Genomic DNA, 25,736 nt, shown 5'->3' on the forward strand with positions numbered 1-25,736 from the left:
CCTCGGCGCACGCCGAGGCGCGCGATCAATACACCCGCGCCTTCGGCTTGATATATTCCGCGTCGTCCGACAGCGTATATTCGTGGACCGGGCGGTAATCGAGCTTCACGCCGCCACCCTTGCCGCCCCAGCCGTCGAACCAGCTGATCGTGTGCTTCATCCACGTCTTGTCGTCGCGGTTCGGGAAATCCTCGTGCGCGTGGGCGCCGCGGCTTTCCTTGCGGTTGAACGCCGAATGCATCGTCACCGTCGCCTGCGCGATCAGATTGTCGAGCTCGAGCGTTTCGATAAGGTCGGTGTTCCAGATCAGGCTGCGGTCGGTGACGTGGATGTCGTTCATCCGCTCGTAGGTCTTGGCGAGCTTTTCCTTGCCCTCGGCCATCAGTTCGTCGGTGCGGAACACCGCCGCGTGCTGCGACATGGCGCGCTGCATCTCGATGCGGACCTCGGCGGTCGGCGAGCCGCCGTTCGCATTGCGGAAATGATCGAGACGGCCGAGCGCGAGGTCGGCGCTGTCCTTCGGCAGCGGCGCCTGCGCGGCGCCGGGAGTCACCAGTTCCTTCAGGCGATGGCCGGTCGCGCGGCCGAAGACGACGAGGTCGATCAGGCTGTTCGAGCCGAGGCGGTTCGCGCCGTGGACCGACACGCAGGCGGCCTCGCCGACCGCGAACAGGCCGGGGACGACCGCATCGGGATCGCCGTCCTTCAGCGTGACGACCTCGCCATGATAGTTACAGGGGATGCCGCCCATATTGTAATGGACGGTCGGCACCACGGGGAGCGGCTGGCGCGTCAGGTCGACGCCCGCGAAGATCTTGCCGCTCTCGGTAATCCCCGGAAGCCGTTCGTGAAGCACCGCCGGATCGATATGGTCGAGGTGGAGGTAGATATGATCCTTGTGCGGGCCGACGCCGCGGCCCTCGCGGATTTCGAGCGCCATCGACCGCGACACGACGTCGCGCGACGCGAGATCCTTCGCCGACGGGGCATAGCGTTCCATGAAGCGCTCGCCCTCGGAGTTGGTGAGGTAGCCGCCCTCGCCGCGCGCGCCCTCGGTGATGAGGACGCCCGCGCCATAGATGCCGGTCGGGTGGAACTGGACGAATTCCATGTCCTGGAGCGGCAGGCCGGCGCGCAGCACCATGCCGCCGCCGTCGCCGGTGCAGGTGTGCGCCGAGGTGGCGGTGAAATAGCAGCGGCCATAGCCGCCGGTCGCGAGCACGACCGCCTGGCTGCGGAAGCGGTGGATGCTGCCGTCCTCCATGCACAGCGCGATCACGCCGCGGCACACGCCGTCTTCCATGATCAGGTCGAGCGCGAAATATTCGACGAAGAAGTCCGCGTCATATTTCAGCGACTGCTGATAGAGCGCGTGGAGCATCGCGTGGCCGGTGCGGTCGGCCGCGGCGCAGGTGCGCTGCACCGGCGGGCCTTCGCCCATATTCTGCATATGGCCGCCGAACGGGCGCTGATAGATGGTGCCGTTGGCGTTGCGGCTGAACGGCACGCCCGCATGTTCGAGCTCGTAGACCGCCGCGGGCGCCTCGCGCACCATATATTCGATCGCGTCCTGGTCGCCGAGCCAGTCAGAGCCCTTGACGGTGTCGTACATGTGCCACTGCCAATGGTCGGGCGTGTTGTTGCCGAGGCTGGCGGCGATGCCGCCCTGCGCCGCGACGGTGTGGCTGCGGGTCGGGAACACCTTGGTGATGCAGGCGGTCTTGAGCCCCGCCTCGGCGCTGCCCATGGTGGCGCGGAGGCCCGAACCGCCGGCGCCGACGACGACGGTGTCGTAGGTGTGGTCGATGATCTTATAGGCTTCGGTCATGTCACATGCCCCCCGGAGCGAGCCCGGCGGCGGGCGCAAGCACGATGCGGACAATGGCGAAGATACCGAAAGCGGCGCCGCCGATCGCATAGAAATTCAGAATGACGAGCGACAGCAGCTTGGTCGCTTCGCCGTGGACATAATCCTCGATCATCACCTGCAGGCCGAGGCGGAAATGCCAGAAGACGCTGATGACGAGCAGGATCAGCGCGAGCGCGACGGTGGGATTCGACGCCCAGCGATGGACCGCGCCATGATCGCCGAGCGGCAGGCGGATCAGCGAGACGAAGAACCAGGTGACGAGCAGGACGTTGCCGAGCGCGGTCAGGCGCTGCTGCAGCCAGTGACCGGTGCCGTGATGCGACGGGCCGAGCCCGCGCACGCGGCCGAGGCGCGTACCGTTACCCATGGAGCGCCTCCTGCGCGATGGTGAGCCAGACAGCGGCGGTCGCGAGGATCGCGCCGACGAAAACGAGGATCGACCAGAGCCGGTTGGTCCGGAGCTCATAGCCTGCGCCGGTATCGAGCACGAAGTGGCGGAGGCCCGAGAAGAGATGCTGGAAGAAGGCCCAGGTCAGGCCGACCAGCACCACCTTGCCGAGGAGGTTGGTCACCTGATGCAGCGCGCTGATTTCGGGGCTCGGATCTTTCCAGACGCAGGCGACGAAAGCGGCATAGGCCTCGGGCCCCGCGGCGAGCGCGCCGAGCCACCAGAGGAACATCAGCGCTCCGACGATCGCGAGCCCATCGCCCGTGATGCGGTGGAAAATCGAGACCGCCATCGAGGGCGCCCATTTATACACCTGCAGATGCGGTGAAAGCGGTCGCCCGCTCGTTTCCTTGCCAGCCATATCAGCCCCGTTTCGTGACTCTGTCGGTCGATGGGGGCCGGTTAAGCCTTCCCGCCGCGATATGCAATTGCTTAGCGCATGATGATGTCGGTTTAAGCGGGGGAAGGCGGCGGAACGTCTGCGAGCAGCTAGTGAGCCTGCCCTCTTTCGTCACCCCGGACTTGATCCGGGGTCCCGCTTTTCACCGTTGCTCAGCGGGACCCCGGATCAAGCCTGTCCTGAGCCTGTCGAAGGGTCCGGGGTGACGAGGAAGGGCTATAACAGCGATTGACGCCCTGATATACGAATCATATATGATCCATATATTAACTATCTACCAAGGACCGACGATGGGCATCGTGAAAATCGACGACGACCTCCACGAGGAAGCGCGCCGCGCCAGCGCCGTGATGTGCCGGTCGATCAACGCGCAGGCCGAATATTGGATGAAGATCGGCATGATGGCCGAGGCCAATCCGGCGCTGTCGTTCAACGAAATCGTCCGGATGCAACTCGCCGCGGCGCATGTCCGCCTCTCGGACCGGGCGGCCGCCTGAGATGGTCAAGACCCCCGACGAAATCGCCCTGATGCGCCAGTCGGGCCGCCTGCTGGCCTCGGTGTTCGAGATGCTCGACGGGCTCGACCTTGCCGGCCGCTCGACGATGGAGGTCAACGATCTGGTCGAGCGCTTCATCACCGTCGACCTGGCCGCGCGGCCGGCGAGCAAGGGTCAGTACGGCTTTAAATATGTCCTCAACTGCTCGATCAACCATGTCGTCTGCCACGGCGTCCCTGACGCCGACGCGATCATCCGCGATGGCGACATCATCAACCTCGACATCACGCTCGAAAAGAACGGCTTCATCGCCGATTCGAGCAAGACCTATCTCGTCGGCGCGGTCGCGCCCGCCGCGCGGCGGCTCGTCAAGGTGACCGAGGAGGCGATGTGGCAGGGCATCGCGCAGGTGCGCCCCGGCGCGCATCTCGGCGACATCGGCTTCGCGATCGACCGCCACGCGAAGCGGAACGGCTATTCGGTCGTGCGCGACTATTGCGGGCACGGCATCGGCCGCGAGATGCACGAGGAGCCGTCGGTGCTCCATTTCGGGCGCCGCGGGACCGGGATGCGGCTGCGCGAAGGCATGGTCTTCACGATCGAGCCGATGCTCAATCAGGGCAGCCGCAAGGTTTCGACCGAAGAGGACGGATGGACGGTCGTGACCGACGACCGCAAGCTGTCGGCGCAGTTCGAGCATACGGTCGCGGTCACCGGCACCGGCGTCGAAGTCCTGACCCTGCGCCGCGACGAGGTGGGGACAAGCCGCCTCCGCCCCTGAGCGCGCCCGCTATTCGGCCGCGACGGCGCTCGCCAGTTCCGGCGACGAGCGTTGGTTGTCGTAGACGAATTCCGCGCCCCTGAGGTCGATCAGCGGGAAGGCGTCCTTTTCCGCCCAATAATCCTGATTATGCCGCCATTCGGGCTTGTCGCCGCGGCGCGGCATCGCGTCGAGACCGCGCATCAGATAGCCGGGATTGAAATTGTCGGCCTCGATCCACGGCAGGATCGCCATGCCGGCATCCTCCGGCCGCAGCGCAACCTCGACCTTGTTCGCGCCGATGTCGTCCATATGACCCAGAAGATTGCAGACGAAATCGCCCACCATATCGACGCGCAGCGTCCAGCTCGCGCGGAAATAGCCCATGACCCAGGCAAGGTTCGGGACGCCGGTCATCATCATCCCGCGATAGGTCACGGTATCCGCCCAGTCGACGGGCGCGCCGTCGACGCTGAAGGGAATGCCGCCCATCACCGACAGGTTGAACCCGGTCGCCGCGACGATGATGTCCGCCTCGATCTCCTCGCCGCCGACGGTACGGACGCCCTTTTCGGTGAAGCGATCGATGGTGTCGGTGACGACGCTGAGCTTGCCCTGCACCGCCGCCTTGAAGATGTCGCCTTCGGGGCAGAAGGCCAGCCGTTGCTGCCACACGCGATATCTGGGCGTAAAGTGGGGCTCGAACGCGAAGTTCGGGTCGCCCGAATAGGCGCGGATCAGCTCCTTCAATTCCTCGAACACCGTATCGGGCTCGGTCTGGCAGCGCCGCGTCATCTGATCCTGGTCGTGCATGATCTGCGCGCGCACGACGCGGTGCACCGTCGGCTCGTCGATCCCGACCTCGCGCAGCCGGTCCGCCAACTCGTTCTTGTTCTCGCTGCAGAAGAAATAGGTGGGCGAGCGCTGGAGCATCGTCACATGCGCGGCTTTTTCGGCAAAGGCGGGGACGACGGTCGCGGCGGTGGCGCCCGACCCGATCACGAGAATGCGCTTGCCCGCATAATCGGTCGACGGGTCCCAGAGCTGGGCGTGGACGAACCGGCCCCGATAGTCGGCAAGCCCCGGCCAGTCGGGGATGTAGGGCGTTTCATGGTCGTAATAGCCCTGGCACATCCAGAGGAAGCCCGCGGTGAAGACGGCGGTGGCGCCGTCCGCGGCGCGAACCGCTTCGATCGTCCAGAGATTGTCGGCGCTCGACCAGCGGCAGGCGGTGATGCGGTGCCCGTAATGGATATGGGCGCCGATGTCGTTTTCCTCGATCACCTCGCCCATATATTTGAGGATTTCGGCCCCGCTCGCGATCGGAGCGCCGACCCAGGGCTTGAAGCGATAGCCGAAGGTGTAGAGATCCGAGTCCGATCGCACGCCGGGATATTTATGGGTGTCCCACGTCCCGCCGAACGTCTCCTTCGCCTCGAGGATCGCATAGCTCTTGCCCGGGCATTGCTGCTGGAGGTGATAGGCGGAGCCGATGCCCGAAATCCCCGCGCCGGCGATCAGCACGTCGACATGGATGGGCGCGCGGCCCGCCGCGGCGCGATCGACATTCGGTTTCGACATCTTCCAGCTCCCGTTTCTGCTTGTTCGTCGCATCATGGCGCGGCGGCGGGGAGCGGACATTGATCCCGATCAAAGGCGGTGCTTCGCCCCCTCCCCGCCGCGACGCGCCGGGGAGGACTCCATGCCTTACTTGATCTTGTCGCGGTTGGCGTAGAGCAACGCCGCGAGCACCGCCGCCGAACCGATGCCGAGTCCGGCCGCCGCCGCGGTCTTCCAGCCGCGCTTCCTGTCATCCTTCGTCGCCGCGTCCTTGTCGGCCGCTTCGGTCGCCTCGGCGGCTTCCTTCTGCGCCTGCAGCTCGCGCGCGGCGCGGATGACTTCATTTTCCTCTTCGTCGTGGGGAGGCTGGTCCTGATTCGTCATCGTCTCTCTTCTCGTTCCTCAGGCAAGCGCCTGGCCGATAGGCACATAATCGGTTCCGACCGCCTCGGCTACGGCCTCGAAGGTCACCTTACCATCCCAAACGTTCAAACCCTGCGCAAGATGCACGTCGCGTCGCAAAGCGTCCTTCCAGCCCAAATCGGCGATGCGGAGCGCGTGCGGCAGAGTGACGTTGTTGAGCGCATAGGTGCTGGTGCGCGCGACCGCCCCCGGCATGTTCGCGACCGCATAATGGACGATGCCGTCGACCACATAGGTCGGATCGGCGTGGGTCGTCGCGTGGCTGGTTTCGAAACAGCCGCCCTGATCGATCGCGACGTCGACGAGCACCGAGCCGGGACGCATCGTCCCCAGCATGGCGCGCGTGACGAGCTTCGGCGCCTCGGCACCGGGGATCAGCACCGCGCCGATGACGAGATCCGCCTCCGCCACGCATTCGGCCAGATTGGCACGGTTCGAGAAGCGCGTCTTCGCCCGCGCCTCGAAAAAGGTGCCAACGCGCTCCAGCACTTCGGGATCGCGGTCGAGGATGGTGACGTCGGCGCCCAGCCCCGCCGCCATCTGCGCCGCGTTGAATCCGACGACGCCGCCGCCGATGATGCAGATCTTGCCCGGCGCCACCCCCGGCACCCCGCCGAGCAGCACGCCGCGGCCGCCGTGCGCCTTTTCGAGCGCGGTCGCGCCGGCCTGGATCGCCATGCGCCCCGCGACCTGGCTCATCGGTTTGAGGAGCGGCAGGCCGCCGTGCGGGCTGGTGACGGTCTCATAGGCGATGCACACCGCGCCCGATTTCATCAGGTCGCGCGTCTGCTCGGGATCGGGGGCGAGGTGGAGATAGGTGTAGAGAATCTGCCCCGGACGCAGCATCGCGCGCTCGGCCGGCTGCGGTTCCTTGACCTTCACCACCATCTCGCAGGTGGCGAAGATTTCGGCGGGCGTCCCGACGATCTCCGCGCCCGCCTGTTCGTAGAAGCGGTCGTGCGCACCGATCCCCTCGCCCGCGCCGGTTTCGACCAGGACGCGGTGCCCATGCGCCACGAGTTCGCGCGCGCTTTCGGGGGTCAGGCCGACGCGATATTCGTGATTCTTGATTTCCCTGGGGGTGCCGATGATCATGGTCGCTCTCCATATCGGGCGTGGGGACGCGCGGCCTCGCCTATGCGTCCCGGCTTTCTTTGTGTCGCCCTGCGATTATCTTGTTTTCGCACAAAGACACGAAGCCACAAAGAGGAAGTTCCGGCGGCGCACCCTGCCGAGGGCCGCGCTTTCCCGGCAAAATCGGCACGGCTGGTTAACGGTGCTTTTACCAATATCCTTTCATATCTGACCGGCAAATTCCGAAAGTTACGGCAGCCGTAGAGCTGCGTGTCGTGTGAGTCGCGGTTTTTGGGGATCGGGGAACGGATCATGGTGAAGGAAAATCCCATTCATAAGCAGCAGATCGATCCCGTTCTGATGGCGGATCGCTTCCCCTTTTACGATCTCGACGGGCAGCTTGCCGCGCATTCGGCCGAAATCCAGGCGATGATCGCCGGGCACGAGGAGGAAATCGCGCGCGCCTATTGGGACGCCTTCAACGCGCTTCCCTCGGTCGACCGCCCGGTCGAGGGCGAGCTTTACGAATCCTATGTTCGCGGCAGCGCGCGGCACACCGCGCTCAAATATAGCGACCCCGCGGGACAGGAGGTCGCGATGATCGCCTGCCAGAACACGCATATGGCGCGGCGCGTCAAGCTGCCGCTCGCTTCGGTGATGTCGTGCATGGCCGAAAGCCAGCGGCTGACGCTCGAATATGTCGTCGCGGCGTGCGGGAATGATGCGAACCGCATCGTCCGGCTGGCCAGCGCCGTCAATCGGCTCGGCCTGCTCGAATATGACATCATGCAGCGCTATGCCGAAAAGCTGGACCGCGCGGTCATCTCGGGCGAGCGGCAGACGCTCGCGGGCGATTTCGACCGCTCGATCGCGTCGCTGGTGCAGGACACCGACACCGCGCGCCAACAGCTCGCGAAGCAGGCGGCCTCGGCCGACCAGGCGGCGAAGGGCATGATCGCCAAGACGAGCGAAGTCGCCGCCGCATCCGAGCAATCGGCGATGGCGATGCGCGAGGCGGCCTCGACCGCCGCCGGGCTGATCCGCGCGATCGAGGATGCGCGCAGCGAGGTCGAAGCCTCGGCCAGCGTCGCGACCCGCGCGTCGGAACAGGCGGGCGAAGCGGTCGCCATGTCCGAAGCGCTGTCGCGCCACGCCGAATCGATCGAGTCCATCCTGGGCCTGATCCGCGAAATCGCGGGGCAGACCAACCTGCTCGCGCTCAACGCCACGATCGAGGCGGCCCGCGCGGGCGAGTCCGGCCGCGGTTTTGCCGTGGTCGCGCAGGAAGTGAAAAGCCTCGCCAACGAAACCGCGCGCGCGACCGACGACATCGCGGGCAAGATCACCGCGATCCAGCAGGCGACGCGCGGATCGGTGTCGGCGAACCAGTCGATCCAGGCGACGATCGTCGAAGTCCAGACCTCGGCCCAGCGCATCCGCGACGCGATGGACGCGCAGGCGCAGACGGTCACCTCGATCACCGCCGCGGTCGACGAGACCGCGCTCGCCGCCGATTCGATGTCGTCGACGATCGCCAGCATCCGCAACGATTCGGGCATGGTGGCGGGCGAGATCAGCACGCTGAGCAGCGAATTCGCCAAGATGGGCGACCGGCTCCAGTCGCTCGAAAAGGCCGCGAGCGAGTTCAGCCGCCGGGTGGCGTGATCCGCTTGGCAAGCGCCATCCCCCTGCCCTAAGGCGGGGTGATGCGAGCCCATATCCTCATCACCGGCGCCAGCCGAGGCATCGGTGCCGCGATCGCCGAGGCGCTCAGCGGCGAGGCAACGACGGTCGCGGCGCTGTCGAGCACCGACGGCGACCTCTCCGATCCCGCCGTTCCGGCGCGGCTGTGGCAGGCGAGTCTCGATCGGCTGGACGGCCGCATCGACGTGCTGATCAACAATGCCGGCACCTTCGAGAGTAACCCGATCGACGCGGCCGACGCCGACTGGCTCGCGAGCTGGCACCGGACGATGCAGATCAACCTGACCGCGAGCGCGTTGCTTTGCCGCAGCGCCATTCGCCATTGGCAGGCCAGGAAATCCGGCGGCCGGATCGTCAATATCGCCAGTCGCGCCGCGCATCGCGGCGACAGCCCGGCGCATTGGCATTATGCCGCATCGAAAGCGGGCATGGTCGCAATGACCAAGACGATCGCGCGCGGCTACGCTCAGGAGGATATCCTCGCTTTCGCGATCTGCCCCGGCTTCACGATGACCGATATGGCCGAAGAGCATCTCGAAGGTCCCGCAGGCGCCGGGCTGCTCGCCGAAATCCCCCTCGGCCGTGTCGCCGACCCGCAGGAGATCGGCGAGATGGCCCGGTGGTGTGCACTCGAGGCCCCGGCGTCGATGACCGGCGCGGTGCTCGATGCGAACGGCGCGAGCCATGTGCGCTAGATCATGAGCTGGATCGTCTCCCTCCCCTGCACCCGCGCCGAGGCCGAGGCGCTGTCGGGCGAAATTCCCGCACTCGACGCGCTGGCCGAGGCGCCCGTCGTCGTTACTCGCGAGATCGAGGAGGATAGCGGGCGCTGGCAGCTCGACGCCTATGTCGACGCGCGGCCGGGGGCGGCGCTCCTCGAGCTGCTGCAAGGGCTGATCCCGAGCGCCAAGGGCAGGAAGCCCGTTGTCGAGGAACTGGTCGAGCAGGATTGGGTCACACTGTCGCAGCAGGGGCTCGAGCCGGTGCAGGCGGGCCGCTTCTTCGTCCATACCAGCAGCTATGCCGACCGCGTGCCGGCGGGCAGCACGTCCTTTCTGATCGACGCGAGCCAGGCGTTCGGCACCGGCGGGCACGACACGACCGCGGGCTGCCTCGCGATGCTCGACCGGCTGGCGCGGGCAGGCACGAGCCCGCGCAACATCGCCGACATCGGCACCGGCACCGGGCTGCTCGCCTTCGCCGGACATGCGCTGTGGCCGCGCGCGCGGGTGATCGCGTCGGACATCGACCCCGCGAGCATCGTCGTGACGCGCGATAATGCCGCGATCAACGGCGTGCCGCTCGGCCGCGGCGGCGGGCGGCTGGCGCTGGCGGTGGCGCCGGGCACCGACCATCCGGCGATCCGGCACCGGGCGCCCTATGACCTCGTCGTTGCGAACATTCTTGCGGGGCCGCTGATCACCCTCGCCCCCGACATCGCCAGCGTCACCGCGCCGGGCGGCCATGCAATCCTCGCCGGATTGATCGCGCGGCAGATGGAGCCAGTGCTCGCCGCCTATCGCGCCCAGGGCTTTCGCCTTGCCGCACGCGGCGGCAGCGCCGAATGGCCATGCCTGCTGCTCGTCAAGCGGCGCCGCTACGGCTGGCGGCGCAAGGAACGTGCGCTGCATCGCGCGAGCCCGTCGGACGCGACGTTCGGGAGCTGGTAGCTGAATGGTGGATTTTTTCCGATGATTTGATAGCCTTGACCAAATCATCGGGAGAATCGGCCATGAGCCTGTTTGTCACCCTTGCCCTGCTCGCCGCCGCGCCCGCCGCGGGCGAGGACCCCGATTCCATCGTCGTGACGGGCACCCCCGACGCCAAACGCGAAGAGCGAAAACGCGCCGCCGAATTCGTGCGCCGCGCGGGCGTCGCCCGGCTGAATCCGGTCGCGCGCTGGATCGCTCCCGTCTGCCCCCGCACGGTCGGCGTCGATGCCAAGATCGCGGGGATCGTCAACGACCGGATCCGCGCGGTCGCGGCAGAGGCGGGCGCGCCGGTGGCGCCAAAGCCATGCACGCCGAATATCGCAGTGATCTTCACCGATGACGGCGACGGCCTGACCCACGCGATCTTCGACAAGTCGCCGCGGGAGGTCGCCGCGCTATCGCCGATCGAGCGCGAACGGCTGGTACGGGGCGACGGGCCCGTCCGCTGGTGGTACGGCACGCGCGAGGAAAGCCGCGACGGCATACCGAACGACAGCGGCGTGCTCAAACACTATAACAGCAGCATCGTCAGCACACAGGTCGTGCGCGCGCTGCGCGCGGCGACGGTGATCGTCGATGCCGAGCGCGCCGACGGCACATTGCTCGATGCGGTTGCGTCCTACGCCGCGATGGTCGCGCTCGCCGAGATCGACAGCGATCCGCCGCCGCCCAGGGATTCGATCATGGGGCTGTTCGAGGACGAGCCGGAGCATCGTTCGCTATCGGGCAGGGACATGGCGCTGCTACGCGGAATCTACAGCCTGCCGCCCGACCGCGAAGCCTATCAGCATCGCCGCCAGCTGGTCGGGGCGGTTCGCGAAGGCGAGGATTGACGGTCAGCCGCTCCTGGCGAGCGCATAGTCCTGCGTCCCGCAGGTGATCACCGCGTCGCCGGGCAAGATATCGGCGATCGGGATCGGCGGCAGCGCGGCGTTGGCGGCATAGAGCGGCGCGAAATCGGTGTTCACCGTCACGTCGAGCAATTGGCCGAGGCTGTCGACGACGAAATAATTCTGCTGGAAATCGTCGATCCGGTAATCGGTGCGCATCACGCGCGCGAGGTCGAAGCCGATGCGGTTCGGGCTGTCCGAATCGAGCGCGAAGACGCTTTCGGCAAAGGAGGAGACGATCCCCGCGCCATAGATGCGCAGGGCGCCGCCCTCGCGGATCAGCCCGAATTCGACCGTGTACCAATAGAGGCGCGCAAGCTGCTTCAGCGCATCGAATTTCAGGCTGCGCAGCCCGCCTTCGCCATAGGCGACCATATAGTCGGCGAACACCGGATCGGCGAGCATCGGGACATGGCCGAAGACGTCGTGGAAGACGTCGGGTTCCTGCAGATAGTCGAGCTGTTCGGGCGTGCGGATGAAATTGCCCGCGGGGAAGCGCCGGTTCGCGAGATGGTCGAAAAAGACGTCGTCGGGCACCAGCCCCGGCACCGCGACCACCCGCCACCCCGTCGCGGCCATCAGCCGCGCGTTGAGTTCGCGATAGTCGGGAATACCCGGCTTTTCGAGCCGCAGCACGTCGATGCCGCGCAGAAAAGCCTCCGACGCGCGGCCGGGCAGCATGTCCGACTGGCGCGCGAACAGCCGATCCCACATAGCATGCTCATCGGCGGTGAAGGCGTCCCAGTCCTGCGATATCGTCCAATCGGCCGCGGCGCCCGGCGGCGGCGTGTCATGAACATGCGTGTCGGGGTTCTTCATATCGTCATGCCTAGCATGAAATGGTTTCAGGTGAAACTTTATCGTCGGCCTTTAGAACCACAGTGCATTATATTTTGTCATTGCGAGCGAAGCGAAGCAATCTCCAGCCATCGGCCTTGCGCAAGGCCGATGGCTGGAGATTGCTTCGTCGCTACGCTCCTCGCAACGACGAGAAAGATCGATCTGACATCATCACAGTTCAAGATGAAGCAACTTGATCCGCCCATAGCCGGTTTCGACCAGCCCGCGCGCGGTGAGGTCGCGGAGCGCGGCGCCCAGCGTGACGCGCGACACGCCGAGCAGGTCGGCGAGCTGCTGCTGCGTCGCGCGCACGGTCGTGTCGTCGCCGCCATCCGCCGCCATCATGCGGAGTAGCCGCAACAGCCGGTCGGCGCTGCCGAGCCGCCGCTCGGCGTCGATGATGTCGAGCGCGCCGGCGAGCTGGCGGCCGAGGCTGCGCAGCAGCAGCTCGGCCCAGCCCACATCGGCGGCCATCAGGCGGCGGAGTAGCGCGCGGTCGATCGCGACGAGCCGCGCTTGGCCGCTGGCGAGCGCGTCGGCCTGCCGCGGCACGCCGGTGAAGAAGGCAAGCTCGCCGAACAGGTCGCCCGGCCCGAGCACGGCAAAGGCGGTGAAGCCGCCGTCCTCGGCAAAACGGCCGACGAGGACATGCCCCTCGACGACCGCCCAGAAGGCGTCGCCGGGATCGCCCTGCTGCTGCACGAACTGGCCGTCGGCGAACCGCCGCGCCGGGGCCATCGCCACGAGCCGCTCGCGCTCGGCGGGCGACAGCCGCGTCCGCTCGGCCAGATCGAAATGATAAGATCTTTGCATTTCTACCATCCCGTCTGTGGCAAGGGCGGCGGAAAGGCAAGGCCCAAGGCCGAACGGGAGAATCGCGATGCACCTCACCAATGCGCAATCGAGCCTGATCGTCGCGCTCATCTATCTGGGCTTCTGCCTCGTCGAGCTTGCGCGCACGCGCTTTTTCGCGAAGGCCGAGCAGACGCGGCACGACGGCATCGTCGAGATCGTCAGCACCTTCACGCTGACGATCCTGACCCAACCCGCGATCCTGCTCGCGGTCGGGGCACTCGGCCACCGTTTCTTCCCGCAATATGAGGGCGCGCTCGCGCATAGCCCCTGGTATGCCGCGCTCGCCCTGTTCCTCGTCTTCGAGGATATGATGCAATATTGGTGGCACCGCGCGTCGCACAGCACCGCGTGGCTCTACAACCTCCACCGCGCGCACCATAATGCCCGTTATATGAGCGTGCGGCTCGTCTACCGGAACAACCTCCTCTATTATGCGATGATGCCGAGCATCTGGCTGGCGGGCGCGCTCGTCTATCTGGGGCTCGGCTGGTTCTATGCCTTTTACCTGATCGTGAAGATGCTGGTGATCATCGGCGCGCACAGCGATGTCGCGTGGGACGCGCCGCTCTATCGCATCAAGGCGCTCGCCCCCATCATGTGGGTGGTCGAGCGGACGATCAGCACCCCGGCGACGCACCACGCCCATCACGGCCGCCACGCCGACGACCCGGCGGTCCATTACAAGGGCAATTTCGGCAATCTCCTGTTCTTTTGGGATGTGCTGTTCGGCACCGCGAAGATCACCCGCCATTTTCCGCAAAGCTATGGCGTCGAGAATCTGCCGCCCGCGACGCTCGGACAGCAATTGCTCTGGCCGATCCTGCCCGAGAACAAGGATATGGCGGCAGTGATCCCCGGCGCGACCCCCGCGCGCGCCGAGGCGCAGGCGGCGGTCGCGGCCGGGTGACGCCCCGCGCGGATCAGAAACGCGCGCGCAGCCCCATCGACACCGACCGGCGTTCGACCGGATAATAGATCGCCGAAGCATCGGCGACGTCGATCGCGGCGCTGATGTCGCCGATCGCCTTCTTGCCCGCGATGTTGCGGACATCGACGAAGGCGTCGACGCCTTCGGCGATGCGCGCGCCGCCGGTGACGCCGATCAGCGCATAGCCGGGGGTGCGGACGCGGTTGCGGTAATCGGCGAACGGTCCCTGCGGCACCCATTCGAGGTTCGGCGCAACGTGCAGCGCATCGGTGCCGATGCGGGCCTCGGCACGATAGACGTGGCGCGGCACGACCGGCAGGCGATTGTCGCCGAACTGGACGTCATCGCGGAATCGAAAGTTGCTGAAGGTGTAGACCTGCCGCAACCGGAGCCAGTTCGCCGGCGCGATCTCCAGCGCCGCCTCGATCCCTTCGTGCCGCGTCCGGCCAGCGTTGAAGGTCGAGGCGGGAATGTCCGCAGTCACACTATATTGCAGCAGTTCGCCCTTGATGTCAGCGCGATAGAGCGAGAGATCCCAGCTCAGCATACCCGTGCGGCCGCGCGTGCCGACCTCGGCCGTCCACGCGCGCTGTGCGTCGAGCGGAACGAAGGCCGACACCTGCGCCAGTTCGATGAAGCCGGGGAACTCGACCGAACGGCTGTAGTTACCATAGAATTGCACGCCCGGCGCGGGCTCGAACAGCAGGCCGAACTTGGGCGAGAAGGCGTCGAAATCGGCGCGGCCAAAGTTGTCGACCGGGCCGTTGTTGAATGCCTCGTGCTGCCGCCGCATCCCGTCGGCGTAGATGCCGCCGGCGATCAGCGACAGGCTTTCGACCGGCTTCAGCCGCACCTCGCCATAGAGCGTCGCAGTGCGCGCGTCCTGCTGCGCGTCGAAGGTCTTCGCGCCGCGGCGCCCCGCCACATTGACGAAGCGCCGCGAATGGACGTCGCCGACGCGCAGCTCGCCGCCGAGCGTCGCCTCGACTGGTCCGGCGGCATAGTCGAGGCGGAAGAAGCCGCCACGATCGACGCTCTTCTGGTCGAGAAGCTGGTAAATGGGATGGTGCAGCGTCTTGGCGTTGACGAAGACGCCGAGGTCGAGCGTCGCGGCGCCGAGATCGATGCTCGTGCGGTTCTGGAGCCGCAGCGATTCGATGTCGCGCGCCTGATCGCCCGCGACGGCGCCCGCATTGGCGACGCGCGGGGTCGTGAGCGCCTCGGCGCGGGTCAGCGCGCCTGGCAGCTCCTGATCGATATTGTTGTAGCTCGCATAAAGGCGCGTCGTGATGTTGTCGGTCAGCGCCAGCCCGACATTGCCGTGGAAGCGCAGGCTGCGCCGCTGCGCATGGTCGCGGTCGCCCTCCGACGTGTCGGCGCTCACCGCGCCCCACGCATCGACACGCTCGCCCGCGACGCCCGCAGAGGCGAGGCCGCGCAGCATGTCGAAGCTGCCCGCGTCGGCGCGGAGATACACGCCCTCTGCGGTGCGGCCGGTCGGCGTCACCCCGTTGATCGCGCCGCCGAGCGTGCCCGAACCGAAGCGCAGCGCGTTGGCGCCGCGATAGACCTCCAGATGGTCGAAAAAGATCGGCTCCAGCTCCTGGAAATCGCCATTGTCGTCGGCGAGGTTGATCGGCACCCCGTCCTGGAGCAGCGTCAGCCCGCGCATATGATAGCCGCGCGACAGCCCCGAGCCGCGGATCGAAATCCGCACCTCCTGCCCGAAGCGCGGCTGAAGATAGACGCCGGGCGAGAAAGCGAGCGTGTCGCGCAGCGAGACGACGCTCTTGTCGGCATAATCGCGATAGGAGACCACGTCGGCGCCGCCGGGCGTGCGCGCGGCGCGGTCCTCGGCAGCGTCGGTCGCGGCCGGCGCGGTGACGATGATGGTGGAATCGGCTTCGTCGGCACGGGCGGGCGAAGCGGCAAGACAGATAGCGAGCGCCAGCAAGGGCGCCCCGCGATAGGCAATAGTGGACATTGGAAAATCTTCCCCGGATACAGGCATGGGGCCGCACCGCGCTTCGGCACGCGGGCGGCGGTTCAGGCTGGATCAGGCGAAGGCAGGGGGGCCGGTGCTCGGCGGGAGCGGCGAGGCGATGCCCGGCGCGAAGCCGAGCGACGGGAGCGCAACGGGCGCGGGTTCGGCCGCGGCGAGCTTTGCGGGCAGCGCCGGAGCCGCGGGCGTGATCGGCGCGACGGCGAGCGCGCCCCACGGGCAATGCTGCTGGCCCTTAGCTGCCTGATGATCGCCGGCCTTTTCGAGCGCGATCGTCATCGTGCCGCCGGGATTGGCGGGGTCCGAACAGACGCGCACGGTGATCGTGCCGCCCGCGCTGTCGATCATCCAGCCCGGCGCGACGAATACCCGCGCGGCAAGCGCGAGCAGCAGCGGCAGAAGCAGCAGGATGCCCGGACGGCGAAAGGCGGCGAGGATGCCCACGGCGGCGGCCTTATGGCGGGAGGAGCGGCGAGGCAAGCGGACATAATGTCCAATGCGTTCGTCATTGCGAGCGAAGCGAAGCAATCTCCAGCCATCGACAGGCCGGACGATAGCTGGAGATTGCTTCGCTCCGCTCGCAACGACGAAACATTACTCCGCCGCCGCCTCGTCGGTTTTCTTGCCGGTGCGCGTCCAGGGATAGAGGAATTGGCTCCAATAGGCCTTCGGCACATCCTCGGGGATGCCGTAATTTTCGGGCCAGCGGTCCTTGGGCAGATGGAAGGTGCCGAACAATTTGTCGATCCACGGGAAATGGATCGCGAAATTGACGTCGAACGCCTCGCGTTCGAGCCCGTGATGCCAGTGATGGAAGCGCGGCGTCGCGATCCAGTGGCCCAGCCGATTGAAATCGCCGCCGACATTGGCGTGGAGCAGCGACGACCAGACATAGATGAAACCGATATAGGCCTGCATCACCGACGGGCTGAAGCCGAGCGTGAACAGCGGCAGCGACGTCACCGATCGCAGCAGGACGACCTCGACCAGATGCATCCGCGACCCCGCGAGCCAGTCCATCGATTTCGCGCTGTGGTGGACCGCGTGAAAGCCCCAGAGGAACGGCACTTTGTGGAACAGCCGGTGATACCAATATTGCGCGACGTCCGACGCGACGAGGACGATCAGGAACTGCACGATCCACGGCAGCGAGGCGACAGCGGCGCGGAAGGCGTCCCAGTTGCTCGTATGCGCATTGACGAACTCCTGCGGCGCGAGCGCGAGAAAGCTCAACATCTGCACGAACATCGTGCTGACGAGGAAATAGAAGAGATCCTCGCGCCATTCGGTGCGGAACAGCCGCTGCGCGCGGCGATGCGGGAAAGCGCGTTCGAGCGGCGCGAACATGAAGCCTGTGACGAGCAGGTTCACCGCGAAGAAGTCGAGCCCGAAGAAAATGCCCCAGTCGCGCGTCTCCTGCGGCTGGACGTTCGCCCCGCCGAGCAGCGCCGCGGCGAGCCCGACCATCAGCGCGGTCAGCCCCAGCACCTTGCGCGGGCGGAGCAGCAGGCTGAGCAGCGACAGGCCATAGCCCGCAAGCAGGACCAGATGCACCGCGCCGCGAAAGCCGGTCCAGTTCTTGACGATCGCCAGCTCGGGAGTTGCGAACCAGTCGGGAAAGCGCAGCGCGATCACCATGAAGAAACCGCTGATCGCGAACAGCAACCCGAAGAAGCCTGACAACCAGCCGCTGCCGAATCGCCGCACCTCGGTATGCGATTCGAGATCGCGCATCAGCGTGTCCAGATAATCGCGTTTGGCCATTCATCCTCTCTCACAGCATTTCCGTCGCGCCGTCTATCCGATCCTCCCCCACCGGGGGAGGGGGACCACCCGAAGGGTGGTGGAGGGGCACACGCAGTCGAACGCAGCGTATGACCTCCCGTGCCCCTCCACCATGCTTCGCATGGTCCCCCTCCCCGTTCCGGGGAGGATCAGCCCGCCGCCGCGACGATCGCCGCCCATTCGGCTTCGTCGATCACGCGGATGCCGAGCGCGCTCGCCTGCTTGAGCTTCGATCCCGCGCCCGGTCCTGCGACGACCAGATCGGTCTTGGCGCTCACGCTGCCCGCGGCCTTGGCGCCGAGCGCTTCGGCCTGCGCCTTCGCTTCGTCACGGCTCATCGTCTCGAGCTTGCCGGTGAAGACGACGGTCATCCCCGACACCTCGCTGTCGCGCGTTTCGACCACATAAAGCGGCGGCGAGACCTCGGAGAGAAGGTCGTCCCACAGCGCACGGTTGTGCGGTTCGTGGAAGAAATCGCCGAGCGCTTCGCCCACCGCGGCGCCGATGCCGTCGGCGCGCACCTCGAGGATCGCTTTGATCGCCTCGACCTTGCGCGTCATATATTTGCCGGCCGACTCGTCTTCGCCCTGTGGGTGCTCATCGAGATAGGCATGGATTTCGGCCGCCTTGCCGGGGAGCCGCGCCATGTCGCCGAGCCCCTTCAGCAGGTCGCGCGCGGTCACCGCGCCGACGTGGCGGATACCGAGCCCGAACAGCAGCCGCCCCGCGTCGGGCGCGCGCTTGGCCTCGATCGCGGCGAAAAGATTATCGACCGACTTTTCCTTCCACCCCTCGCGCCCGAGCAATGCATCGCGATGGTTCTTCAGGCGGAAGATGTCGGCGGGCCCCTTGTCGAGCCACCCCAGTTCAAGAAACTCCGCGATGCTCTTTTCACCCAGCCCCTCGATGTCGAGCGCGCCGCGGCTGACGAAGTGGCGCAGGCGCTCGAACTTCTGGGCGTTGCAGATGAGCCCGCCGGTGCAGCGCACGTCGACCTCGCCCTCCTCGGCGACCGCCTCGCTGCCGCACACCGGGCAATGGTCGGGGAAGGCATAAGCGGGGCGGTCTTCGTCGCGCGTCAGATTGTCGACCACCTGCGGGATGACGTCGCCCGCGCGCTGGACGACGACGCGGTCGCCGGGCCGCACGCCGAGGCGGCCGATCTCGTCGCGGTTGTGGAGCGTGACGTTCGAGACGACGACGCCGCCGACGGTGACGGGGGTCAGGCGCCCGACGGGGGTCAGCTTACCGGTGCGGCCGACCTGGATGTCGATGGCCTCGAGCGTCGTCTGCGCGCGCTCGGCGGGGAATTTATGCGCGATGGCCCAGCGCGGCGCCTTGGCGACGAAGCCGAGCCGCGCCTGCCAGTCGAGCCGGTCGACCTTGTAGACGACGCCGTCGATGTCATAGGGCATGTCGGCGCGCCGCCGCTCGATCTCGGCATAATGGGCGAGCAGGTCGGCGACATTCTCGAAACGCGCCAGCAGCGGCGACACCGGCACACCCCAGCCCGCGAGCGCCTGCATCACCCCGAACTGGGTGTCGGAGGGAAGCGCGCTCACCTCGCCCCAGCCGTGGGCGAGGAAGCGCAGCGGGCGCGACGCGGTGACGCTCGCGTCCTTCTGGCGCAGCGATCCCGCCGCCGCGTTGCGCGGGTTGGCGAACTGGCGGACCGTCGCCGGATCGAACGCCTGCTCGCGCTGTTCGGCGAGCGCCCTGCCCTCTTCCATCAACCGTTCGTTGAGCGCCGAAAAATCCGATTTCGACATATAGACTTCGCCGCGAATCTCGAAGACGTCGGGGGCGTCCCCCGGCAATTCCTGCGGAATATCCGCGATATGCCGCACATTGGCGGTAACGTCCTCGCCCACCGCCCCGTCGCCGCGCGTCGCGGCCTGCACCAGCCTGCCCTTTTCGTAGCGCAGCGAGCAGGACAGGCCGTCGATCTTGTCCTCGGCGGTCATCGCGACCGCGGCATCGCCCGGCAGGTTGAGGAAGCGCCGCACGCGCGTGGCAAACTCCTCGACATCCTCGGCCGCGAAGGCGTTGTCGAGGCTCATCATCCGCACCGCATGCGCAACCTTGGCGAGCGGCGACGCCTCGACCGCCGCGCCGACCAGCCGGTTCGGGCTGTCGGCACGGATCAGGTTCGGAAAGGCCGCCTCGATTTCATTGTTGCGCCGGACGAGCGCGTCATAGTCGGCGTCCGAGATTTCGGGACTGTCCTCGGCATGGTAGCGCTTGTTGTGGTGCGCGATCGCCTTGGCAAGGCGCATCAATTCGTTGGCGGCTTCGGCCTCGGTGAGCGATTCAATATCCGTCATGCGCCGGCTTTTGCCACCGGCTTGAACTCGGCGCGAGACCCAAATCCCGCAATCAGCGCCCGCCCCTTCGCGATCGCCGCCTGCACCGCGGGCAATTGCAGCGACGCAGCGTGCGCCGCCTTGTCGACCCACAATTCGACGATCCACAGCGCGTCCGGATTTTCGGCGTCCTCACCGACCAGATAGAGATAGTTGCCCGGCATCCTGTAGGTGCCTTCGGTCAATATCGCCGCGAGCGCGGCGCGCTGGCCCGGCTGCGCGATGATCTGACCGATCAGGCCGAATTGAGGATGTTCTTCTTCCATGATCGTCTCCACAGCCCGCAGGGAGCGCGCGGGCAGTACCGCCGCCGCGAAGGCCGCCAGCGCGACAAGATGGGTGCGCCGGTCCATCATCGTGCAATCGCCAGCACATGCACCTCGCGCCGGATACGAAAGCCGAGCGATTCATAAAGCGCGATCGCTCCCGCATTGTCGGCATAGCTGTGGAGGAAAGGCTGTTCGCCGCGCGCCGCCGTCGCGCGCATGACATGGCCGATCAAGGCGCGCGCCAGCCCGCGGCCGCGGCAATCTTCCCACGTCGCGACGCCGCTGACCTCGGCCATGCCCGGCATCAGCATTCTCTGCCCCGCCATCGCGAGCAGGCGGCCGTCCTCGCGAATCCCGAAGAAGGGACCGTAACGATGCGTCGTGCTGCTCCACGGGCCGGGCCGGGCATGATCGGCAAGCGCCGCCATCTCCACCGCGTCGGCCTCACCAAGCGCAATGATTGCGGGTTCGCCCGGCCGCGCCTCGGGCGGCGCGCCTTCGGCGACCATCTGCGCGAGCACCGCGCGCTTCACCTCGCGCGTGCCGGGCGGCACGGGCCAGCGCTCGCCCTCGACGATCCACAATTCGCCATCCGCCGGCACCAGCGCAGCGAGCGCCGCCTGCGCCGTGCCGCTTCGGTCGGCGGCGGCACCGAACGGCCCATAGCCGCGATCGATCCGCACCGCGCGGGCGTCGCCCTCGGCCAGATGCGCCTGCCGCCCGGTGAGCATCGACCAGACGGGGCGGTCGAGGGGATGCGGCGCCATCATGCCGCGACGTCGAGCAGCCGCAGCGCCTGCGCCCGCGCCTCCTCAGTCACTTCGGCACCCGACAACATGCGCGCGATTTCTTCGCGGCGGCCGGCGGGATCGAGGACGCGGACGCCGGTGCGGGTCACGGTTCCCTCGCTCGACTTGGCGATGACGAAATGCGAGGCGCCCTTGGCGGCGACCTGCGGCGAATGGGTGACCGCGAGCAATTGCTTGCCCGCGCCCGCGAGTCTGGCCAATCGCTCGCCGATCGCGCTGGCGACGGCGCCGCCGACGCCGCGGTCGATCTCGTCGAAGATGATCGTGTCGGCGCCGCCTTCCTCGGCCAGCGCGACCTTGAGCGCGAGGATGAAGCGCGACAGTTCGCCGCCCGACGCGATCTTCGCCAGCGGCGCGAACGGCGCACCGGGGTTGGTGGCGATGAGAAATTCGACGCGGTCCATGCCGTCGGCGCCCCAGCGTTCGGCGGGAAGGCGGTCGATGCGGGTCTGGAAGCGCGCCGCGTCGAGCTTCAACGGCACGAGTTCGCCCGCAACCGCCGCGTCGAGCCGCGCCGCAGCCTTAGTGCGTAGGTCGGAGAGCGCGGTCGCGGCGTGGGTATAGGCGGCGGCGGTCTCCGCAACCGCCGCTTCGAGCTTCGCGAGTCCCGCGCTGCCGCCCTCGATCGCGTCGAGCCGCGCCGCGAGCTCGCCCGTCAGCTCGGCGAGCTCATCGGGCTGAACCCCGTGCTTGCGCGCCATCGCGCGGAGTTCGAACAATCGCGTCTCGGCGGCTTCGAGGCGGTCGGGATCATATTCGAGCGCGCGCGCCGCCTCGTGCAATTTCGTTTCGGCCTCGTCGGCGTCGATGATCGCGCGGTCGAGGCTGGCGAGCGCCTCGGCGAGCAAAGGATGGTCGCCCGCGAGGCGGTCGAGCCGCCGCGCCGCGCCGCGCAGCAGCGCCGGGCCGCCCGCGCTGCCGTCGAACGCCTCGAGGATCGTGCCGAGGTCGCCGGCGATCCGTTCCCCCTTCTGCATCGTCGCACGCGCCTCGGCGAGTTCGGCGTCCTCGCCCGGCCGCGGGTCGAGCGCGCGCAGTTCCGCAACGCAATGCTCAAGCCATTCGCGGTCGCGCTCGGCCTCCGAAATCGCCGCCTTCGCCGCGTCCAGCCTGGCCTCGGCGGCGCGCCATGCGGCGTGGGCGGCCGCGACGCCCGCCGTGTCGGCGCGCGCATAGGCATCGAGCAGCGCGCGATGCCCGGCAGGCGCGAGCAGGCCGCGATCATCGTGCTGGCCGTGGATTTCGACCAGATAGCCGCCGACCTCGCGCAGCAGCGCCGCCGAGCAGGGCTGATCGTTCAGGAAAGCACGGCTGCCGCCGTCGGCCTTGAGCGCGCGGCGGATCAGCAGCGGCTCGCCCGGCTCCAGCGCGATCTCGTTACCGGCGAGCAGCGCGGCGAGCGGCGTATCGGGCGCGGGCGGCGTGAAGCTGGCGGTCACCTGCGCCTTGTCGGTGCCTTGCCGGACCAGCGCGCTGTCGGCGCGCATTCCGAGCACCAGCCCCAGCGCGTCGAGCAGGATCGACTTGCCCGCCCCCGTCTCGCCGGTGAGCACACCGAGCCCGGCCTCGAAATCGAGGTCGAGCCGTTCGATCAGAACGATGTTCGCGATGGACAGCGCCGTCAGCATGGGCTGCTCTTAACCCAGAACAAAATGCGAATCTATTCGGGAGTGAGGCCGGTGCGGCAGGGCGGGCTATTCGGGTTCACGCAAAGGCGCGAAGGCGCGAAGAAAATAATCTCACACAAAGACACAAAGAGGGAAGGTCATCCCGTCCTGTCGCTTTTCCAGCGCGGAGCGCATTTTTTAAATGCCGCCTGCGGCGGCGAGGAACGCTTGCGACAGGACGCGCCCTCTTTGTGTCTTTGTGTGAGATTATGTCCGTTCCGGCGCGCGCAGGGAAAATTCTTCGCGCCTTTGCGCCTTTGCGTGAGCCAAAAAACTCCAGCCTTGTCGCCTCACGCGCTCGGCGCGTGCTTCTGCATCAGCTTGTAGGCGCGGTCGTACCATTTGCTGCCGGGATAGTTGGCGCCCAGCACCGCAGCCGATTTCTTCGCTTCCTCGGGAATGCCGAGCGCGAGATAGCATTCGGTCAGGCGATAGAGCGCTTCGGGCGTGTGGCTCGTCGTCTGGAATTTGCGGGTCACTTCGCGGAAGCGGATCGACGCCGCGAGCCAGTTCGAGCTGCGCTCGTAGAAGCGGCCGATCTCCATCTCCTTGCCCGCGAGATGGTCCTGCACCAGATCGACCTTCAGCCGCGCGTCGGCGGCGTAGCGGCTGTCGGGATAGCGGCGGATCACCTCGCCGAGCGCGTTCTGCGCCTGCTGGGTGATCTTCTGGTCGCGAGTGACATCGCTGATCTGCTCATAATAGCTGAGCGCGATCAGATAATAGGCATAGGGCGCGTCCTTGTTGCCCGGATGGATCGAGAGGAAGCGCTGCGCTGCCTCGATCGCCGGGGTATATTCGCGGTCCATATAATAGGAAAAGCTGCTCATCAGCTGCGCGCGGCGCGCCCAGGGCGAATAGGGATGCTGGCGCTCGACCTCGTCGAACAGCGCGGCCGCGAGCTTATACTGTTTGCGGTCGAGGCGGTCCTGCGCGGCGCGATAGAGGGTGTTCACGTCGCGCGCGACGTAGCGCGTGTCCTTCTTCACGCCCGAGCCCCCGGCGCAGGCCGCCAGCAGCGGCGAAATCACGAGGGCGGCGGCGGCGAGGCGCGCGGCGGCGCGAAGGGATATGCGCTGAGTCATGGGCGCGGTATAGCCACAGCGTGGATGAACGCAAAATAAATGATCATGCGTTTCGTCGACTTCGGGCGGGCGGCCCGGAACGCCGTCACGCGCCCTTCACCACGCAGCCCTTTGGCGCGTCGGCGGGCGCGGGGATGCGGCGCGCCGAGAGGATCTTATACTCGGGATCGAGCATCTGGCCGACCATCACCCCCTCGCCCTTGGTCGGCGAGACCGGCGCGGCGTAGATTTTCTCCGCGACGTCGAAACCCGAAACCAGCTCGCCGAACACCGCGAAGCCGGCATTGTCGCCGCTCGCCGCGGGATCGGCGTCGAAGCCCGGGATGTCGGAGAGGAGGATGAAGAAATCGCTCGTCGCATCGCCCGGCGCGAGCCGCGCCATCGCGAGCGCGCCCTTGCAGTGGGTCAGGCCGGTTACGGTCGTCGGCTCGTGCGCGATCGGCGGATAGTTCAGCCGGGCATCGCCGCGATTGCCGCCCTGGACCAGCGCATTCCCCTCCCCCCAGCTTCGCGTCGTGCGATAGAATTTGAAGGCCGTCGCCATCCGCTTGCTGTCGACATAGCGCAGGAAGTTCGCGGTCGTAATGGGCGCACGCTTCGTCTCCAGCCGCACCACCATCTTTCCCGCGTCGGTGACGAGTTCGACATAGGGCCGCGTGTCAACCTCGACCGGCGCGGTGACGGGCGCGGGCACGGAGGGCGGCGGCGGCGGCAATTGCGTCGCCTGCGGCGGAACGGCCTGCACCGCGGCGGCGAGGGACAGGAGCAAGGTCTCGAACATCATGGTCTTCCTCTGGGCGGTCTCTGGTCGCGGCAAGGCTAGCCGCTGTCGGCGGCCGCGCCAAGCCGCCGCTTGCGAAGGGCACGCCATGCGCCCTGGCCCGATGTCGGAAATCTACAATGCCGCGCGGCCGGGCGGTGGCAGGGCGGGCCTTTCTTCAAGGGGAGTTTGATATGGGGGTTCGAACCGGGACTATGGCCTTGCGGGCGGCGGCGCTGCTGATGCTGGCGGGGGCGGCGATGCCGACAGCCGCCGCCGACAAGGCTGCAGGCTGGCATAATTGGGCCGACCGCGGCGAGCGGATCGTCGCGGCGATCGGGGCGGTGAACCCCGCGCAGCTCGGCAGTGCGTGCGACGGGGTGACCGGAACGGTGGTCGGCCAGGGATTTCAATTTCCCTATTGGGGGCAGCAGTTGATCGGCGTGTGCCACGTTTATCGCAGCCTGTTCAGCCACCTTAAGGACAACAGCACGACCCGCAGCGCCAAGAAGAGCGAGTGCAAGGAGTTGAAGCAGGTCGGGGACAATCTGGCCAAGGCGACCGAGGTCGCCGAGGAGCCGCGCGCGCTGCCCGTCGCGCAGCAGCTCGTCGTGCTGATCGACGCCATGCGCGAGGTTTATTGCACCTGACCCGCGAAGGCGGCTTTGATAGGGATTCGCGCAGAGATCGCAGAGGTGAAGCACTTTCTCCTCTGCGATTTCTGCGCCTCTGCGCGAACCTGTGGAATGGCGGGTTACGACCGATTGCGGACCTGATCCTCCCTGCGGCGCAGCCGTGGGGAGGGGGACCGCCGCGAAGCTGTGGTGGAGGGGCCGCGGCGGTTGCGCCAAGGGCCCCTCCGTCAGCGCTGCGCCAAAGGCGCAGTTTATCCTGAGCGCCTGCAAGGCAGTCGAAGGGCGCTGCCACCTCCCCATCGCTCCGCGACAGGGAGGATCATCAGCAATCCGACTGGAAGCGGACCTCTCTTGCATCGTCATCCCGGACTTGATCCGGGATCCATTCTCTCAGCGCCGG

At 67.0% G+C, this 25,736-nt stretch carries 25 protein-coding genes; 8 read left to right on the forward strand and 17 right to left on the reverse strand.

Annotation, left to right across the window (positions count from 1 at the left end):
- Positions 1-25: 25 nt before the first annotated feature.
- The 3 genes from sdhA to sdhC are packed head-to-tail and all read right to left on the reverse strand — an operon-like array spanning position 26 to position 2,679.
- Positions 26-1,828, reverse strand: a complete 1,803-nt coding sequence (sdhA, locus tag VHO04_RS18710; protein WP_329629714.1) for a succinate dehydrogenase flavoprotein subunit — start codon at positions 1,826-1,828, stop codon at positions 26-28.
- A gap of 1 nt (position 1,829) precedes the next feature.
- Complete coding sequence (sdhD, locus tag VHO04_RS18715) at positions 1,830-2,237, reverse strand: succinate dehydrogenase, hydrophobic membrane anchor protein (RefSeq protein WP_297660843.1); 408 nt, start codon at positions 2,235-2,237, stop codon at positions 1,830-1,832.
- Entirely contained in the window at positions 2,230-2,679 is a 450-nt protein-coding gene (sdhC, locus tag VHO04_RS18720) for a succinate dehydrogenase, cytochrome b556 subunit (protein ID WP_329629715.1), read from the reverse strand. The genes sdhD and sdhC overlap by 8 nt, the downstream gene beginning before the upstream one ends.
- A 329-nt stretch (positions 2,680-3,008) precedes the next feature.
- Here sdhC and VHO04_RS18725 point away from each other — a divergent pair, with 329 nt between their 5' ends.
- A complete protein-coding gene (locus tag VHO04_RS18725) occupies positions 3,009-3,215 on the forward strand; it encodes a ParD-like family protein (protein ID WP_329629716.1) in 207 nt (68 codons plus the stop codon).
- Between the two features lies 1 nt (position 3,216).
- A complete protein-coding gene (gene map / locus VHO04_RS18730; RefSeq protein WP_329629717.1) occupies positions 3,217-3,996 on the forward strand; it encodes a type I methionyl aminopeptidase in 780 nt (259 codons plus the stop codon).
- A 9-nt stretch (positions 3,997-4,005) separates the two neighbouring features.
- Here map and VHO04_RS18735 read toward each other — a convergent pair whose 3' ends face one another.
- The 3 genes from VHO04_RS18735 to ald all read right to left on the reverse strand — a co-directional run bounded on the left by VHO04_RS18735 (position 4,006) and on the right by ald (position 7,053).
- Positions 4,006-5,556: an NAD(P)/FAD-dependent oxidoreductase gene (locus VHO04_RS18735; protein WP_329629718.1), complete on the reverse strand. Its 1,551-nt coding sequence runs from the start codon at positions 5,554-5,556 to the stop codon at positions 4,006-4,008.
- 126 nt (positions 5,557-5,682) lie between these two features.
- Complete coding sequence (locus VHO04_RS18740) at positions 5,683-5,919, reverse strand: hypothetical protein (RefSeq protein ID WP_329629719.1); 237 nt, start codon at positions 5,917-5,919, stop codon at positions 5,683-5,685.
- An 18-nt stretch (positions 5,920-5,937) separates the two neighbouring features.
- Positions 5,938-7,053: an alanine dehydrogenase gene (ald, locus tag VHO04_RS18745; protein ID WP_329629720.1), complete on the reverse strand. Its 1,116-nt coding sequence runs from the start codon at positions 7,051-7,053 to the stop codon at positions 5,938-5,940.
- Between the two features lie 291 nt (positions 7,054-7,344).
- Here ald and VHO04_RS18750 point away from each other — a divergent pair, with 291 nt between their 5' ends.
- From VHO04_RS18750 to VHO04_RS18765, 4 genes are all read left to right on the forward strand, one after another.
- Positions 7,345-8,697: a methyl-accepting chemotaxis protein gene (locus VHO04_RS18750; RefSeq protein ID WP_329629721.1), complete on the forward strand. Its 1,353-nt coding sequence runs from the start codon at positions 7,345-7,347 to the stop codon at positions 8,695-8,697.
- A gap of 41 nt (positions 8,698-8,738) precedes the next feature.
- A complete protein-coding gene (locus VHO04_RS18755; protein WP_329629722.1) occupies positions 8,739-9,431 on the forward strand; it encodes an SDR family oxidoreductase in 693 nt (230 codons plus the stop codon).
- Positions 9,432-9,434: 3 nt separating this feature from the next.
- Positions 9,435-10,406 (forward strand): 50S ribosomal protein L11 methyltransferase, encoded by a 972-nt coding sequence (locus VHO04_RS18760; protein ID WP_329629723.1) that lies wholly within the window; start codon positions 9,435-9,437, stop codon positions 10,404-10,406.
- A 62-nt stretch (positions 10,407-10,468) separates the two neighbouring features.
- The gene (locus VHO04_RS18765) at positions 10,469-11,281 is read left to right on the forward strand and encodes a hypothetical protein (RefSeq protein ID WP_329629724.1); all 813 of its coding nucleotides are present in this window, start codon (positions 10,469-10,471) and stop codon (positions 11,279-11,281) included.
- 3 nt (positions 11,282-11,284) lie between these two features.
- Here VHO04_RS18765 and phhA read toward each other — a convergent pair whose 3' ends face one another.
- Positions 11,285-12,157, reverse strand: coding sequence for a phenylalanine 4-monooxygenase (gene phhA / locus VHO04_RS18770; RefSeq protein WP_329629725.1), 873 nt, complete (start codon positions 12,155-12,157; stop codon positions 11,285-11,287).
- A 192-nt stretch (positions 12,158-12,349) separates the two neighbouring features.
- Positions 12,350-12,991 (reverse strand): Crp/Fnr family transcriptional regulator, encoded by a 642-nt coding sequence (locus VHO04_RS18775; RefSeq protein WP_329629726.1) that lies wholly within the window; start codon positions 12,989-12,991, stop codon positions 12,350-12,352.
- A 67-nt stretch (positions 12,992-13,058) separates the two neighbouring features.
- On the opposite strand from VHO04_RS18775, the gene VHO04_RS18780 reads away from it, so the two are divergent.
- Positions 13,059-13,940: a sterol desaturase family protein gene (locus VHO04_RS18780; protein ID WP_329629727.1), complete on the forward strand. Its 882-nt coding sequence runs from the start codon at positions 13,059-13,061 to the stop codon at positions 13,938-13,940.
- A 13-nt stretch (positions 13,941-13,953) separates the two neighbouring features.
- Here VHO04_RS18780 and VHO04_RS18785 read toward each other — a convergent pair whose 3' ends face one another.
- The 9 genes from VHO04_RS18785 to VHO04_RS18825 all read right to left on the reverse strand — a co-directional run bounded on the left by VHO04_RS18785 (position 13,954) and on the right by VHO04_RS18825 (position 24,722).
- Positions 13,954-15,945, reverse strand: coding sequence for a TonB-dependent receptor family protein (locus VHO04_RS18785; protein ID WP_329629728.1), 1,992 nt, complete (start codon positions 15,943-15,945; stop codon positions 13,954-13,956).
- 72 nt (positions 15,946-16,017) lie between these two features.
- Positions 16,018-16,407, reverse strand: a complete 390-nt coding sequence (locus VHO04_RS18790) for a hypothetical protein (protein ID WP_329629729.1) — start codon at positions 16,405-16,407, stop codon at positions 16,018-16,020.
- A gap of 150 nt (positions 16,408-16,557) precedes the next feature.
- Entirely contained in the window at positions 16,558-17,727 is a 1,170-nt protein-coding gene (locus VHO04_RS18795; protein ID WP_329629730.1) for a sterol desaturase family protein, read from the reverse strand.
- A gap of 170 nt (positions 17,728-17,897) precedes the next feature.
- On the reverse strand, positions 17,898-20,072 hold the full coding sequence (gene ligA / locus VHO04_RS18800) for an NAD-dependent DNA ligase LigA (protein ID WP_329629731.1): 2,175 nt from the start codon (positions 20,070-20,072) through the stop codon (positions 17,898-17,900).
- Positions 20,069-20,467 carry a putative quinol monooxygenase gene (locus VHO04_RS18805; protein WP_329629732.1) on the reverse strand — a complete coding sequence of 133 codons (399 nt, stop codon included), beginning with the start codon at positions 20,465-20,467 and terminating at the stop codon, positions 20,069-20,071. The genes ligA and VHO04_RS18805 overlap by 4 nt, the downstream gene beginning before the upstream one ends.
- The gene (locus tag VHO04_RS18810) at positions 20,464-21,150 is read right to left on the reverse strand and encodes a GNAT family N-acetyltransferase (protein ID WP_329629733.1); all 687 of its coding nucleotides are present in this window, start codon (positions 21,148-21,150) and stop codon (positions 20,464-20,466) included. Before VHO04_RS18810 ends, VHO04_RS18805 begins: the two co-directional genes overlap by 4 nt.
- Positions 21,147-22,817, reverse strand: coding sequence for a DNA repair protein RecN (gene recN / locus VHO04_RS18815; protein ID WP_329629734.1), 1,671 nt, complete (start codon positions 22,815-22,817; stop codon positions 21,147-21,149). The genes VHO04_RS18810 and recN overlap by 4 nt, the downstream gene beginning before the upstream one ends.
- A 329-nt stretch (positions 22,818-23,146) precedes the next feature.
- On the reverse strand, positions 23,147-23,941 hold the full coding sequence (locus tag VHO04_RS18820) for an outer membrane protein assembly factor BamD (protein ID WP_297660878.1): 795 nt from the start codon (positions 23,939-23,941) through the stop codon (positions 23,147-23,149).
- An 85-nt stretch (positions 23,942-24,026) separates the two neighbouring features.
- Positions 24,027-24,722: a peptidylprolyl isomerase gene (locus VHO04_RS18825; RefSeq protein WP_414713142.1), complete on the reverse strand. Its 696-nt coding sequence runs from the start codon at positions 24,720-24,722 to the stop codon at positions 24,027-24,029.
- Positions 24,723-24,895: 173 nt separating this feature from the next.
- Between VHO04_RS18825 and VHO04_RS18830 the strand changes: the two genes are divergently transcribed.
- The gene (locus tag VHO04_RS18830) at positions 24,896-25,351 is read left to right on the forward strand and encodes a hypothetical protein (RefSeq protein WP_329629736.1); all 456 of its coding nucleotides are present in this window, start codon (positions 24,896-24,898) and stop codon (positions 25,349-25,351) included.
- Positions 25,352-25,736: the final 385 nt, after the last annotated feature.

The sequence above is a fragment of the Sphingopyxis sp. genome (assembly GCF_036261875.1).
GTDB lineage: Bacteria > Pseudomonadota > Alphaproteobacteria > Sphingomonadales > Sphingomonadaceae > Sphingopyxis.